We start from the raw sequence: 13,014 nt of genomic DNA, 5'->3' as shown, positions 1-13,014 counted from the left end.
GTCCGCCCCGGCCGGCCGCGCGCGGCCTCACCGGGTGCGTTCGGCGAAGTACGGCAGCAGGGCGAGGAGGTCGGCGAGAGGCTCGGGGGCCAGGGCCACGCTCTCCAGACAGGCGCGGGCGCTCTCCAGGTGCCGGTCCGCCTCGGCCAGGGCCGCGGCGCGACCGCCGGCCTCCTCGATCAGTCCCGCCGCCCGCCGGGCGGCCGGGCCGTCCAGCGCGCCGCCGGTCCGCAGGAGCGCGCCCAGTCGCAGAGCGGCCGGGCCCCCGGCGGCGAGGGCGGCGAGTACGGGGTACGTCTTCTTCCGGCGGCGCAGATCGCTGTGGACCGGTTTTCCCGTGACCTCCGGGTCGCCCCAGATCCCGAGCACGTCGTCCACGGACTGGAACGCCACCCCGAGGTGGCGCCCCGCCGTCATGAGGGCATCGGTCTCCGGGCGCCCGGCGCCGCCGAGGACAGCGCCCAGGCCGGCTGCGCAGCCCAGCAGGGCGCCCGTCTTCTGCTCGGCCATCAGCCGGTACTCATGCGGCTCCACGGCAGCGGGCCCGGTCCAGGGGCGTGACTCGAAGAGCAGGTCGTCGGCCTGACCGCGCACCAGGTCGTCGAGCGTCCCCGCCAGCAGCCGGACCGCCGGGACGCAGACGCCCCCGGGGGCCCCGGCCAGCGTCTGGACGGCCAGCGCGAACAGCGCGTCCCCGGCGAGGACGGCGGGCCCGGTCCCGTACGCCTTCCAGGCGGTGGCCCGCTGCCTGCGGGTCTCGTCGCCGTCCATGATGTCGTCGTGGAGCAGCGAGAACGTGTGGATCAGTTCGACGGCGACGGCGCCGAGGACCGCGCTGTCCCCCTTCGCGCCGACGGCCTCCGCGCCGAGCACGGCCAGGGCCTGCCGGACCCCCTTGCCCTGCGCCCCGGGGACGGCACGGCCGTCGGGCCCGTCCCAGCCGAGGGAGAACGCGGTGATCTCGGCATGCCACGGATGCAGCTGCCGGACCGCCCTGCCGAGCGCGGGACGGACGAGGTCACGGCACCGGGCGAGGATGTGCGGGGCGTCGGTCCGCTGGGCCACCGGAGGCGTCATCGGCGCACGCCCGCGGTCATGTCGTCAACCGGGGTCGTTCCGGCGGCCGGCGCCAGGTCATCGGCCGGGCTCACGTCGAGTTCCGCGTAGGCCTTGTCGACCATGTCACGTGCGTTGAGCAGTCCTATGCGGTCCAGCGTGCCCCGCAGTTCGTCCAGCTCCGCGGCGGTCTCAGCGCGGTCGCGGCCGAGCCGGGCGAGCGACTTCACGAGTCCGAGCCGGGCCAGCGCCTCGCCCCGGGGCTCGGTCATCGCACGGAACTCCGCCAGCGCCTCCTCGTAGACCGACCGGGCCTCCTCGTACCGCCGGGCGCGGTAGAGCACGTTGGCACGCATCTTGTGGTTGTAGGCGAGGGCGCTCGACAGGTTCATCGCACGGCAGGTGAGTTCGGCCTCGGCGAGCAGGCCGAGGGCGCGCTCCGGGTCGTCGTCCCGTACGGAGATGATGTCGGCCATGCCGCGCAGCGCCCAGGCCCGCCCGCGCCGGTCGTCCGCGTCGCCGGCGAGCTGGGCCGCCTCCTCGAACATCGCGAGGGCGGTGTCGAAGGACCCGGTGTTGCGGTGGATCTGGGCGATGCCCTCCAGGGCCCAGACGGTGTGGCGGGCCTCGCCGCGGGCCCGTGCCTCGGCGAGGAGCTGCTCGTGCAGCGCCGCCACGGTCCGATAGTCGCCCTGGATGCGTCCGGTCTCCGCGAGGCCGGCGAGCGAGTAGCCGCGCGCGACCACGTCCCCGCCCGCCTTCCCCAGGTCGGCGGCCAGCCGCAACAGGCGGAAGGCGAGCCGCAGTCCGCCGCGCTGCCGGGCGAGCGTCCCGCCGCTCCACAGTGCCCAGGCCATGGCTCCCTGGTCGCCGGCCGACCGGGCGGCCCGGTAACTGGCCTTCCAGGCGCGGTCGGCCTCCTGTACGTGGCCCAGCCTGCGGTGCGCCTCGGCGACCGCGAGCCCGGTGCGGGCCACTTCCTGTGCGGAGCCGGCGAGTTCGGCCTCCTTCAAGTGACGCTCGCCCTCGGCCAGTACCTCGGTGAGGGATGCGTTCACGGACAACTTGGTGAGGGCGCCTTGGTACTCGGGCGCCAGTGCTTTGCTGTGCATGGGAGCCTTTCGTGCGTGCACGGGAGGCCGCCGTCATCTATGCGCTCTGTGTATACATGAAGCGTATAGATGCGTGGTGGGCGGTCCCCTGCGCTCGTGGGGGGTGGGTCGAGGTCGGTCGTGTGTGGCGTGCCGCCTTGTTGTGGATCAAGACGGCAGATGCGTGCGGACGGTTGCCTCGCGCTCGGGGAATCCCTGCGATGGCCGGTCCGGCCCGCTGAGCCGGGGCGGGTGAACGGGCGGCGGATCCGCCTGTGTCAGCAGCGGCGTGCCGAGGGGCGGCAAGCCGTACCGGCCGTGGGGGACGGCTGGGCGGCGGGGCGGCCGGTCCAGGTCAGTCGTGCGGGGCGGCCAGATGGCTGGTGAACCACTGCCGGGCCAGTGCGGCGACCTCGTCCAGCGTCCCCGGCTCCTCGAAGAGGTGCGTGGCGCCGGCGACGACGTCGAGCCGGCTCTCGCAGCGCAGTCGGTCCTGGGCCTGTCGGTTCAGCTCCAGGACCCGGGTGTCGGCGCCCCCCACGATCAGCAGCGTCGGGGCCCGGACATCGCCCAGGCAGTCCCCGGCGAGGTCGGGCCGGCCGCCGCGGGAGACGACGGCGCCGATCCCCGCGCCGGGTGCCGTGCCGACGGCCGCGGCGGCCCGCAGCGCCGCCGCCGCGCCGGTGCTCGCCCCGAACACGCCGACGGGAACGGGCGCGCGGCGCTGGACCCACTGCGTGGCATCCACCAGCCGCCCTGCCAGGGTGCCGATGTCGAAGACGTTGGCCCGGTCGGCCTCCTCGGCGGGGGTGAGCAGGTCGAACAGCAGGGTGCCCAGACCCGCCCGGTTCAGCGCCGCCGCCACCGAGCGGTTCCGAGGGCTGTGCCGGCTGCTGCCGGAGCCGTGGGCGAACACGACGACCGCTCCGGCGTCTTCGGCCTCGGTGAACTCGCCCGGCAGGATCACGCCGCCCGCCTCCACCGACACCTCGGCGGGGGCCGGCGGCGGGAGCGGGGTGGCGGCCCGGGCGAGCAGGGAGACGACTTCCTCGTCCGGGGTCTGCCCGAAGTCCCGGTACCACTCGCCCACGGCGGAGAAGCCGTACGGTGTCGACAGGCACACCAGCTCGTCGACCTGGCCGCCCAGCCGTTCGGCGGCGTCCGGCGGCGCCACCGGCACGGCCAGCACCACGCGCGCCGCGCCCTGGGCACGGGCCACCTCGCACGCTGCCAGGGCGGTCGCGCCGGTCGCGATGCCGTCGTCGACGACGATCACCGTGCGTCCCCCCAGCGGGATACGGGGCCGGTCACCCCGGAACGCCCGCGCGCGCCGCAGCAACTCGGCCTCCTCGGCCCGCTCGACCTCGGCGGCGTCCTCCTGCGACACCCGGCCGCGGCGGACGATGTCCTCGCTGATGACCCGCACCCCGCCCTCGCCGATGGCGCCGAAGCCCAGCTCCGGGTGGTAGGGGACGCCGAGCTTGCGCACCACGATCACATCGAGTGCGGCCCCGAGTTCCGCGGCGACCCGGAAGGCCACCGGCACGCCGCCACGCGGCAGCCCCAGTACGACGGGATCGCTCTTCGCCAGCGGGCGGAGGGCCTCGGCCAGCCGTTGTCCCGCGTCGGCGCGGTCGGCGAACAGCACAAGCGTTCACCCCCGGGATCAGGGAAGCGGGCGGCCGCCCGGACATCTACTTCGAATCAACACCGTGCCGCGCCCGCCCGCAACCGCCGGGGAGCACCCCGCCGCCACGATCTGCGCCGGGAGGGCGTGCGACGCGGTCGGCCGCCGTCGTCGCGGGGGCATCGGAATCCGGACGTCAGATGACAATGAAAAAAGACTGTCTCGGCACGGCTGAGCGCGCCGCGTCACCCCCGCGCCGCCGAACCGGTCGACGCGGCACGGTCGATGCGGGCCGCCGGCGGCTGGCGCACGCCTGCGGCCCGCCGGCTCACATCGGTCCGGAGCGGGCGACGCGGAACCCCGTGTCGTCGATCCGGAATGTCGGGTGACTGCGGCGCCGCACCGAGGCCCGGCAGCTCCAGCGCTCGTCGAACCAGCCCCCACCGCGCAGCACCCGGTAGGTGCCGTACACCTCGGCGTCGTAGACGTCCCAGCACCACTCCCACACATTGCCCAACGTGTCGTACAGGCCCCACGGGTTGGGCTGCCGGGTGCCCACGTCGTGGGGCCGTTCCTGCGAGTTGCCGCGATGCCAGGCGATGTCGTCGAGCTGACCGTACCGCGCCTTCGTCGTGCCGGCCCGGCACGCGTGTTCCCATTCGGCCTCGGTAGGCAGCCGGTACCCGTCGGCGGCCGTGTCCCACGTGACCTGCGCCGCGTCGGCGTGGAGGCGGTAGGCGGGCGCCAGCCCCTCCCGCAGGGACAGGGCGTTGCAGAAGCGGACGGCGTCCAGCCAGGACACCCCTTCCACGGGCAGCAGGTCGCCCTGCGCCGTGCTCGGCCGTTCGCCGGTGACCTGCGTGTACCGGGCCTGGGTGACCGGGACCGCCGCCAGCCGGTACGGCGCGAGATCGACCGTCCAGCTGCGCTGTGTGCGACGGTCGGACAGGGTCACCCGCCCCGGTGGGACGTCGATCATCGCGATCTCGGTATGTGTGTCCATGGGGCGGTGATCATATCAACGCGGCTGCCTGCGAATCGGCCGTGCACCGGAGCAACCGGCCCCCCTGTCCAGGGCGTTGGTACAGGGGCGCTCAGCCGGCCGAGGCCTCGCGGCTGATCTGCTCGAACCGGGCGCCCATGGCGGCGGCCAGCGCCTGCGCGGCCGACAGGGGCCGCACCATGACCGTCATGTCGTCGATCTCGCCCGCCTCGTTCATGTGCAGGAAGTCGCAGCCGTTGATCTCCCGGTCTCCCACCCTCGCCTCGAAGACGAGCGCGTGATCGCGGCCGTCCTCGCTCGCCAGCTCACGGACGTAGCGGATGTCCGAGAAGACCTCGGAGACCGCGCGCAGGATCGCGGCGGTGAGGGGCTTGCCGCGGTAGGGCCGGAACGCCACCGGGCTGGTGAAGACGACATCCTCGGCCAGCAGTGCCTCGGCCGCGCCCATGTCGTGCGCTTCGACGGCTTGACGGAAAGGGTGCATCCCCAACTCCATAGTCAATTTGTTGAATAGGTGTGGAGGAGAGTAAGCACCTCGGTGCCGGCCTGTCCAGACATCCCCTCACGTACGCGGTCCTGGCGGCGCTGCTGGAAGGCGAGGCCTCCGGTGAGGACCTGGCCGAAGCCTTCGATCGTGGAGCGCCGTGCGCAATCGGCCCCCGGCCGCCGCGAGGCCGCCTCCTGGGAACCGCGGTGCTGATCCGCGCGGGAACGCGTGGTGCCTGACGGCCGGCCGAAGGCCGTTGTCACACCCCTCGGTTACGGTTTTCCGCATGACTGATTTCGTATTGGTGGCGGGGGCCTGGCTGGGAGCCACGGCCTGGGACGCGGTGGTGCCGGGTCTGCGAGCGGCAGGGCACGGCGCGCACCCGGTGACCTTGTCCGGCGTGGGTGAGAAGCAGGGCCGACCGGTCGGCCGGCAGACCCATGTGACCGACATCGTCGACGAGGTGGACCGCCTCGGACTGCGCGACGTCGTTCTGGTGGGGCACAGCTACGCGGGCATCCCCGTCGGTCAGGCCGCCGAGCGCATCGGTGACCGCCTGGCCCGCGCCGTCTTCGTGGACGCCAGTGTCCCGGCCGACGGTGAGTCGTTCGTGTCCGCCTGGTGGCAGGGGCCGGCCGCGCTGGAGGCGGAGCTCGAGGGGAACGACGGCTTCTGGGCCCCGCCGACCGCGCCGGACTTCGAAGGGCAGGGCCTCACCGACGCGCAGACGGCACGGCTCCTGAGCGGTGCCACACCGCACCCGGGCGCCTCGCTGAAGGATCCCGCGGTGCTGAGCCGCCCGCTCGGCGATCTTCCGGCGACCTACGTCAAATGCCTCCTCGACGGCCCCGAACCGAGCGATGACGTGGCCGCCTTGCTGACCGGTGAGCGGTGGGAACTGGTCACGATGGACACGGGGCATTGGCCGATGTTCTCCCGGCCGGACGAACTGGTCGGCATCCTCAACGGCATAGCGGCGCGCTGACCGGCCCACGCTCCGGCTCGCCCGCCCGGTGGAACCCTGGGGCCCGGTCCCCGAACAGGCGAACAGGACGCGCGCCACCGCAGCGTTCCGGGCTCCCATGGAGGGATGACCGCGCCCCCCGACGACTGCCTCGCGCGCAACGAGTGGATCTGCGGCGCGTATCTGAGCAGCCGCCGGCACATCCTCTGGGACGCCGTGCTGCAACACCTCCAGCTGACCGCGGTCTCCGTACTCATCGGGCTGGTGATCGCGCTGCCGCTCGCCCTCACCGCCCGGCACCGGCGCTGGGCGGCAGGACCGGTGCTGGGGCTGACGACCATCCTCTACACCGTCCCGTCCCTCGCCATGTTCTCGCTGCTGCTCCCCGTGTACGGACTCTCCGCCTCGCTCGTCGTGGCGGGGCTGGTCCTGTACTCGCTCACACTGCTCGTACGGAACATCCTGGCCGGGCTGCGCGCCGTACCCGAGGAGACCCGGCAGGCGGCACGCGGTATGGGGTACGGGCCCGTACGGCTGCTCATCGCCGTGGAACTCCCGCTCGCCCTGCCCGCCGCGATGGCGGGCTTGCGCATCGCCACCGTCTCCGCCGTCTCCCTGGTCACCATCGGCGCGATCGTCGGCTACGGCGGGCTCGGCAACCTCATCTACTCCGGGATGAACACCTACTTCAAGGCCCAGGTGCTCACCGCCTCCGTCCTGTGCGTCGTCATCGCCGTCGCCGCCGACCTGCTGCTCCTCCTCGCGCAGCGCCTGCTCACCCCCTGGACGCGGAGACAGTCGTGAACACGCTGGCCGACGCCTGGACCTGGCTCACGACCTCGGCGCACTGGTACGGCGAGGACGGCGTCTGGACCCGGCTCGCCCAGCACCTCGTCCTCACCGTCGTCTGCCTGCTGATCAGCTGCCTCATCGCCCTGCCCGTGGCACTGGTCCTCGGCCACCTCGGCAGGGGCGGCGCTCTTGCCGTCAACATCTCCAACGTCGGCCGGGCCGTCCCCACCTTCGCCGTCCTCGTCCTGCTGCTGCTCACCCCGGTCGGGCGGTTCGGGGAGGGGCCCACCGTCGTGGCGCTCGTCCTCTTCGCCGTACCGCCGCTGCTCACCAACGCCTACGTCGGCATGCGCGAGGTGGACCGGGACGTCGTGCGGGCGGCCCGGGGGATGGGCATGACGGGGCGGCAGATGCTGACCCGGGTCGAGGCGCCGCTCGCGCTGCCGCTCATCCTGACCGGCGTACGGATCGCGGCGGTCCAGCTCGTCGCTACCGCCACCATCGCCGCGCTTGCCGGCGGCGGGGGCCTGGGCCGCATCATCACCGCCGGCTTCAACCTCGCCTCCACCGCCCAGGTGGTCGCCGGGGCCGTGCTGGTCGCCGCGTTCGCCCTGATCGTGGAAGGCGTCTTCGAGCTGGCGACGCGGCTCGCTCCCCGCCGGACCGGCGGAGGGAACACCGGATGACGCCCCGGCACGCGCTCGCCGCGACCCTGCTCCTGCTCCTGGCACCGGTCTGCGCGTGCTCCACCGGCCCCGCCCTCGAGAACCAGGGCGAGATCACCGCCCCGCCCGGTGACAGCAAGCACCTGACCATCGGCTCGGCCGGGTTCACCGAGAGCGACCTCCTCGCCCAGATGTACGCCCTGCTGCTCGCCGGGGCCGGATACTCCACGAAGGTCATCTCCGTCACCAACCGGGAGATCTACGAACCGGCGCTGGAGAGCGGTCAGATCGACGTCGTCCCGGAGTACGCCGCCACCTTCGCCGACTGGCTGAACGCCAAGGAGAACGGCGCCGACGCCGCCCCCGCCGGCTCGCCCGGCCTCGCCGTCACGATGAAGGCGCTCCGCGCCCTGGCCGCGCCCCGCGGCCTCACCGTCCTGGACCCCGGCCACGCCGTCGACCAGAACGCCTTCGCGGTCACCTCCGCCTACGCGACGGAGCACCACCTGAAGTCGCTCAGCGACCTGGGGAGGTCGGGACTGCCGGTGCGCCTGGCGGCGGGGGACGAGTGTGTCCAGCGCCCCTACTGCGCCCCCGGGCTGAAGAAGACGTACGGCATCGACGTCACGAGGGTCGACCCCAAGGGCGTCGGCACGACCCAGGCCAAAGAGGCCGTCCGCAGCGGCCGCGACCAGATGGTGCTGACCACCACCACCGACGCCACCCTGGACGAGTTCGGCCTGGTGCTGCTCGCGGACGACAAGCACCTGCAGAACGCCGACTACCTGGTTCCCGTCGTCAACCGGTCGCGGGCGGGCAGCGCAGGCGTCCGTACGGCGCTGGGCAAGCTGAACACCGTACTGACGACCGGGGACCTGGCCCGGATGAACGAACAGGTGGACAGCTGGCGGCGGCTCCCCGAGGACGTCGCCCGCGCCTATGTGCGGTCCCACCGGCTCGTCCCCGGCGGCTGACGACCCGGGTGCGGCCGACGGCCGGCCGCACCCGGATTCACCAGGTCAGCTCCGCGAGCCGGGCCTCGATCCGCGCGCGGTCCCATGCCCCGTCCGCGACGACCACCCGGTAGCGCCGGGCCAGTGTGGCCCCGGGCTCCAGCACGAGTTCGTCGTGGAAGGCGAAGGACGGGGCGACCGCGGCGAAAGGGTCGTTGCGGACGAACCAGTGCGCGGGGTGGGCGCCGCCCGCACCCGTGTGGTCGTTCTCCGGAGCGTGGGCGAAGACGAGCGTCGCGTGGCCGTCCGCCCCGTCGTGCTCGCCGCTGTACGCCAGCCAGGGGGCCTGGCGCCCCATCACCTCGGGGCCCTCGCCCTCCGGGGTGAGGATCCGGCCGTCCCGGAAGGCGCGCGGCCCGCGCCAGAACAGCCCCGTGTAGCCCGCGCCCTGGCGCCCGTGCGTGGTGGGACTGCCGAACCGCAGGGGCTCGTCCCGCCGGTTGGTGACGGCCGACGACCATGTCAGCGCCCAGCTGCCGGACGCCTCGTCGACGTCGTGCACCTCGACCCGGCGCACCTCGTCGGCCCACCGCTCACCGCTGTACGGATGCCAGCTGAGCCGTTCGGCGACGGTGACCCCGTCCTCCCGCACCGACACCTCGTCGAACCCGCGGTGCGCCATGGATCCCACCCGCTCGGGCAGCGGCTGATAGCCCTGACCCGGCACGTAGGTGTTGCCGCCCCACAGGTTCTGCCCCGACAGGTGCGAAGCCGTCAGCTGCAGCCCCTTGTGCCAGCGGTGGTCGTTGGGCCGGTAGTCGGTCACCACCCGGCCGGCCAGGGTGCGCAGCGGATGGATGTACGGTTTCGGCGCCTCCCAGGCCGCCTCGGGCCGGTACACGTACCGCAGGAGTTCGACCCCGCTGCCCGCCACCGAGACGGCGATGTGGTCGCCGTGCCGGTGCACCAGGTCCAGCCGGCCGCTCATGCGGACGCCTCCGTCCGCTCGGGCGCCCAGCCGGGGGCGTTGCCGTGCAGGGCGCTGTAGTACGGGTCGCCGGGGCCGATCTCGCCGGCCCGGACGGTGTTGCCGGTGAAGGCCGCCTTGTACAGCGCGGCGACCAGCTCCAGGCTGGTCCGGCCGTCGGCGCCGCTGCTGCGCGGCCGGCGGCCGGCCCGCAGGTCGCGCAGCAGACCGCGCAGCTGCGCCTCGTGGGAGCTCGGCACGTCGACGCCGAAGTCCCGCCACTCGGCGACCTGACCGGCCGGCACCCCGGGAGCCGGGGTGATCTGCCAGTCGGCGTTGCGGTGGCCGTACAGGTGCGTGAGCTCGACCGTGGCGCGCTCGCAGTCGATCCGGATCCTGCTGACCTCGTCCGGGCTGACCACGCTGTTGACGATCGTGGCCATGGTCCCGTTCTCGAAGCGGACGAGGGCCGTGGAGACGTCCTCCGTCTCCACGTCGTGCACCAGCCGTCCCGCCATCGCGCGGATCTCCGACCACGGACCGAGCAGATCGAGCAGCAGATCCATCTGATGGATGCCGTGGCCCATCGCCGGACCGCCGCCCTCCGTGCTCCAACGCCCTCGCCACGGCACGGAGTAGTACGCCTGGTCCCGGTACCAGGTGGTCTGGCAGTGGGCCACCAGGGGCCGCCCCATCGCCTGTTCGGCCAGCAGCGCCCGGACGTGGTCCGAGCCGGAACCGAACCGGTGCTGGAACACGATCGCGGCATACGGGCCGCCCGGGCCGGTGCCTTCCGCCGCCTCGATGGCGTCGAAGTCCTCCAGCGAGGGGCACGGAGGCTTCTCGCACCACACCCAGGCCCCGGCTCGCAGCGCGGCGACGGTCTGGTCGCGGTGGAAGCGGGGCGGCGTACCGAGGGTGACCAGGTCGGGGCGCTCCTCGGCGAGCATGAGTCCGAGGTCCGTGTACGGGCGGCCGGTGCCCGCGTCGGCGCAGAACGCCTTCGCGGAGGCGGCGTCGACATCGACGGCCGCGACGATCTCCAGGGGCTGTTCGGCGGCCAGCGCGCGCAGTGCAGGCAGATGACTGACGCGCGCGATCGCGCCGGTGCCGACGATCGCGACGCGGATCGGCCTGCGGGGGGAAGCCTGGCTGGGCGTGACAAACACCTCCACGGTGAGTGGGGCGCCCGCCGGATAGCAAGCGCTTTCTCCGTGCGGAAACCTAGGCTTTGCGCACGGCACGGGTCAAGGGACCCGCTTCCCGGGGGCCGTCCGAGGGGCCGCGGAAAATGACTTGCCGACAGGTCTGCTCCGGCCGCAGCATCTGCCCATGACCACGGACATCGCCCTCCTGCCGCCCACTCGCGCCGACCGATCGGTGACGAGCGGCCGACAGCAGCCGGGCCGGCCGCGGAAGCCGTCGCGCCACCGCGGGTGAGCGCCGTCCTGGTCGCGGGGCTCCTCGCCGGATACGGCATCGCCATGCCGGTCGGAGCCGTCGCGACCTACCTCGCCGCCCTCACCACGCGCACCTCCCTGAGGACGGGCGCCTTCGCCGCGCTCGGGGTGGCGACAGCGGACGGGCTCTACGCGCTGATCGCCGTCGTCGGGGGCTCGACGCTCACCCCGCTCATCGAACCCGTCATGCTGCCCTTCCGGTGGGCGTCGGCCGCCGTCCTCGTCGCTCTCGCCGTCCGCGGCGGCGTCACCGCGCTCGGCGCGTACCGGGGCGGAGCCGCGGCGACGCACGACGGCAGCGCTCCTCCCACCCCCGCACGGGCCTACCTCACGCTGCTGGCGATCACCCTGATGAACCCGATGACCGTCGTCTACTTCGCTGCCCTGGTCCTCGGCAGCGAAGCGGTAGCGGCCTCCGCCCCCGCGCACCGGGCCGTCTTCGTACTCGCCGCCTTCGCCGCGTCAGCCAGCTGGCAGCTGCTCATCGCGGGCGGCGGGGCCCTGCTGGGCCGGGCGCTGACCGGGGAGCGGGGGAGACTCGTCACCGCGCTCGCCTCCAGCACCCTCATCACGGTGCTCGCCGTCCGGCTGCTGCTGCCCTCGTCCTGACGTGCCTGCCCGAGCGCGCGACCGTGCGCGCACGGAGGAGTGAAGGGGCGAACGACGGTCCGCCCCTCGGACCGCCGACGGGGCGGGAGCGGCGTGCGGCCGCCCGGCGCGGCCCGATGAGTTCGCGCCGTCGCGGGAGTCATCCTGTTGACCCCTACGCGAGAAGGCGGAGAGATGAGCACCCTGCGCGAAGTACTTCAGACGCACGTACGCGACGGATCGGTGCCGGGAGCCGTGGCCCTGGTGGCCCGGGGCGACCAGGTGGACGTGCGGGCGGCGGGCAGCGCCGACGCCGACGGTTCTGCCCCGATGGCCCCCGACTCGGTCTTCCGGATCGCCTCCCTCACGAAACCGATCACCGCGGCGGCCGCCATGATGCTGGTCGAGGACGGCCGGATCGCGCTGGACGACCCGGTGACGCCCTGGCTCCCCGAGCTGGCCTCGCCCATGGTCGTGCGCACCCCCGAGAGCCCCGTCGACGACGTGGTCCCGGCCGCCCGGCCCCTCACGGTGCTGGACCTGCTGACCTCCCGGGCCGGATACGGGTTCCCGTCCGACTTCTCGCTGCCCGCCGTCGGGCCCCTGTTCAGCGAGTTGAAGCAGGGTCCGCCCCAGCCTCAGGCCGTCGCCGCCCCGGACGCCTGGATGGCGAAGCTGTCCCGCATCCCGCTCCTGCACCAGCCCGGGGAGGCATGGCTGTACAACACCTGCTCCGACATCCTGGGCGTCCTGATCGCGCGGGCGTCCGGGCAGTCGCTGCCGGAGTTCCTGGCCGAGCGGCTGTTCGAGCCGCTCGGCATGAGCGATACCGGATTCGCGGTCCCCGCGCGGAAGCTCGACCGGTTCACCAGCTACTACCGGGCGGGTGAGGCGGGAGGGTTCGACCTGGTCGACGCCCCCGACGGACAGTGGAGCAGCGTCCCCGACTTCCCGTCCGCGGCCGGCGGCCTGGTCTCGACCGCCGGCGACTGGTACGCCTTCGGCCGGATGCTGCTCGGCGGCGGGACGGTGGGCGACCACGCTCTGCTGACGCCCGCATCGGTGCGGCAGATGACGACCGACCACCTGACACCCGGACAGCGCAAGGCGAGCGCGCTGTTCACCGAAGGACAGGGCTGGGGGTTCGGCGGCTCGGTGGACGTGGAGAGGACCGCCCCCTGGAACGTACCCGGCCGCTACGGGTGGGTCGGCGGCACCGGCACCACAGCGCACATCATCCCGTCCTCCGGCACGGTCGCGATCATGCTCACCCAGGTGGAGATGGCCGGTCCCCAGCCGCCCCGGACCATGCGGGACTTCTGGAGTCACGTCGCCCGCCGGTGAACCTCGCGGGCCGGGGG

The 13,014-nt window shown here is 73.4% G+C and carries 13 protein-coding genes; 6 read left to right on the top strand and 7 right to left on the bottom strand.

Translation table 11 applies throughout. From position 1 onward, the window contains the following. Window positions 1-27: 27 nt before the first annotated feature. The 5 genes from ABZ454_RS04190 to ABZ454_RS04170 all read right to left on the bottom strand — a co-directional run bounded on the left by ABZ454_RS04190 (window position 28) and on the right by ABZ454_RS04170 (window position 5,261). Window positions 28-1,065 carry a polyprenyl synthetase family protein gene (locus ABZ454_RS04190; protein WP_359535990.1) on the bottom strand — a complete coding sequence of 346 codons (1,038 nt, stop codon included), beginning with the start codon at window positions 1,063-1,065 and terminating at the stop codon, window positions 28-30. An 8-nt stretch (window positions 1,066-1,073) separates the two neighbouring features. Next, window positions 1,074-2,168, bottom strand: coding sequence for a tetratricopeptide repeat protein (locus ABZ454_RS04185; protein WP_359535989.1), 1,095 nt, complete (start codon window positions 2,166-2,168; stop codon window positions 1,074-1,076). A 334-nt stretch (window positions 2,169-2,502) separates the two neighbouring features. Further along, window positions 2,503-3,795 (bottom strand): phosphoribosyltransferase, encoded by a 1,293-nt coding sequence (locus tag ABZ454_RS04180; RefSeq protein WP_359535988.1) that lies wholly within the window; start codon window positions 3,793-3,795, stop codon window positions 2,503-2,505. 307 nt (window positions 3,796-4,102) lie between these two features. Next, window positions 4,103-4,777 (bottom strand): SUMF1/EgtB/PvdO family nonheme iron enzyme, encoded by a 675-nt coding sequence (locus tag ABZ454_RS04175; RefSeq protein ID WP_359535987.1) that lies wholly within the window; start codon window positions 4,775-4,777, stop codon window positions 4,103-4,105. Between the two features lie 91 nt (window positions 4,778-4,868). Next, window positions 4,869-5,261 carry a nuclear transport factor 2 family protein gene (locus ABZ454_RS04170; protein WP_359535986.1) on the bottom strand — a complete coding sequence of 131 codons (393 nt, stop codon included), beginning with the start codon at window positions 5,259-5,261 and terminating at the stop codon, window positions 4,869-4,871. A gap of 289 nt (window positions 5,262-5,550) precedes the next feature. On the opposite strand from ABZ454_RS04170, the gene ABZ454_RS04165 reads away from it, so the two are divergent. The 4 genes from ABZ454_RS04165 to ABZ454_RS04150 all read left to right on the top strand — a co-directional run bounded on the left by ABZ454_RS04165 (window position 5,551) and on the right by ABZ454_RS04150 (window position 8,659). Beyond that, window positions 5,551-6,249: an alpha/beta hydrolase gene (locus tag ABZ454_RS04165; protein WP_359535985.1), complete on the top strand. Its 699-nt coding sequence runs from the start codon at window positions 5,551-5,553 to the stop codon at window positions 6,247-6,249. A 105-nt stretch (window positions 6,250-6,354) separates the two neighbouring features. Further along, window positions 6,355-7,032, top strand: coding sequence for an ABC transporter permease (locus ABZ454_RS04160; RefSeq protein WP_359535984.1), 678 nt, complete (start codon window positions 6,355-6,357; stop codon window positions 7,030-7,032). Then, a complete protein-coding gene (locus ABZ454_RS04155; protein WP_359535983.1) occupies window positions 7,029-7,706 on the top strand; it encodes an ABC transporter permease in 678 nt (225 codons plus the stop codon). Before ABZ454_RS04160 ends, ABZ454_RS04155 begins: the two co-directional genes overlap by 4 nt. Then, a complete protein-coding gene (locus ABZ454_RS04150) occupies window positions 7,703-8,659 on the top strand; it encodes an ABC transporter substrate-binding protein (protein WP_359535982.1) in 957 nt (318 codons plus the stop codon). The genes ABZ454_RS04155 and ABZ454_RS04150 overlap by 4 nt, the downstream gene beginning before the upstream one ends. 37 nt (window positions 8,660-8,696) lie before the next feature. On the opposite strand, the gene ABZ454_RS04145 is transcribed toward ABZ454_RS04150, so the two are convergent. Together ABZ454_RS04145 and ABZ454_RS04140 are read right to left on the bottom strand one after the other, a co-directional pair. Then, window positions 8,697-9,626, bottom strand: a complete 930-nt coding sequence (locus ABZ454_RS04145) for a PmoA family protein (RefSeq protein ID WP_359535981.1) — start codon at window positions 9,624-9,626, stop codon at window positions 8,697-8,699. Then, window positions 9,623-10,774: a Gfo/Idh/MocA family oxidoreductase gene (locus ABZ454_RS04140; protein ID WP_359536174.1), complete on the bottom strand. Its 1,152-nt coding sequence runs from the start codon at window positions 10,772-10,774 to the stop codon at window positions 9,623-9,625. The genes ABZ454_RS04145 and ABZ454_RS04140 overlap by 4 nt, the downstream gene beginning before the upstream one ends. Before the next feature lie 267 nt (window positions 10,775-11,041). Between ABZ454_RS04140 and ABZ454_RS04135 the strand changes: the two genes are divergently transcribed. Together ABZ454_RS04135 and ABZ454_RS04130 are read left to right on the top strand one after the other, a co-directional pair. After that, window positions 11,042-11,674 (top strand): LysE family transporter, encoded by a 633-nt coding sequence (locus tag ABZ454_RS04135; RefSeq protein ID WP_359535980.1) that lies wholly within the window; start codon window positions 11,042-11,044, stop codon window positions 11,672-11,674. 174 nt (window positions 11,675-11,848) lie between these two features. Beyond that, the gene (locus ABZ454_RS04130; RefSeq protein WP_359535979.1) at window positions 11,849-12,997 is read left to right on the top strand and encodes a serine hydrolase domain-containing protein; all 1,149 of its coding nucleotides are present in this window, start codon (window positions 11,849-11,851) and stop codon (window positions 12,995-12,997) included. Window positions 12,998-13,014 lie beyond the last annotated feature (17 nt).

Source organism: Streptomyces sp. NPDC005803 (genome assembly GCF_040630435.1).
Lineage (GTDB): Bacteria > Actinomycetota > Actinomycetes > Streptomycetales > Streptomycetaceae > Streptomyces.
The sequence above is the reverse complement of the archived record's forward strand: the minus strand, read 5'-3'. Positions and strand labels throughout refer to the sequence as shown.

Coding starts and splice junctions, on each gene's coding strand:
- ABZ454_RS04185 (WP_359535989.1), bottom strand. CDS start 2,168: ATGCACAGCAAAGCACTGGCGCCCGAGTACCAAGGCGCCCTCACCAAG.
- ABZ454_RS04175 (WP_359535987.1), bottom strand. CDS start 4,777: ATGGACACACATACCGAGATCGCGATGATCGACGTCCCACCGGGGCGG.
- ABZ454_RS04170 (WP_359535986.1), bottom strand. CDS start 5,261: ATGCACCCTTTCCGTCAAGCCGTCGAAGCGCACGACATGGGCGCGGCC.
- ABZ454_RS04165 (WP_359535985.1), top strand. CDS start 5,551: ATGACTGATTTCGTATTGGTGGCGGGGGCCTGGCTGGGAGCCACGGCC.
- ABZ454_RS04160 (WP_359535984.1), top strand. CDS start 6,355: ATGACCGCGCCCCCCGACGACTGCCTCGCGCGCAACGAGTGGATCTGC.
- ABZ454_RS04150 (WP_359535982.1), top strand. CDS start 7,703: ATGACGCCCCGGCACGCGCTCGCCGCGACCCTGCTCCTGCTCCTGGCA.
- ABZ454_RS04145 (WP_359535981.1), bottom strand. CDS start 9,626: ATGAGCGGCCGGCTGGACCTGGTGCACCGGCACGGCGACCACATCGCC.
- ABZ454_RS04130 (WP_359535979.1), top strand. CDS start 11,849: ATGAGCACCCTGCGCGAAGTACTTCAGACGCACGTACGCGACGGATCG.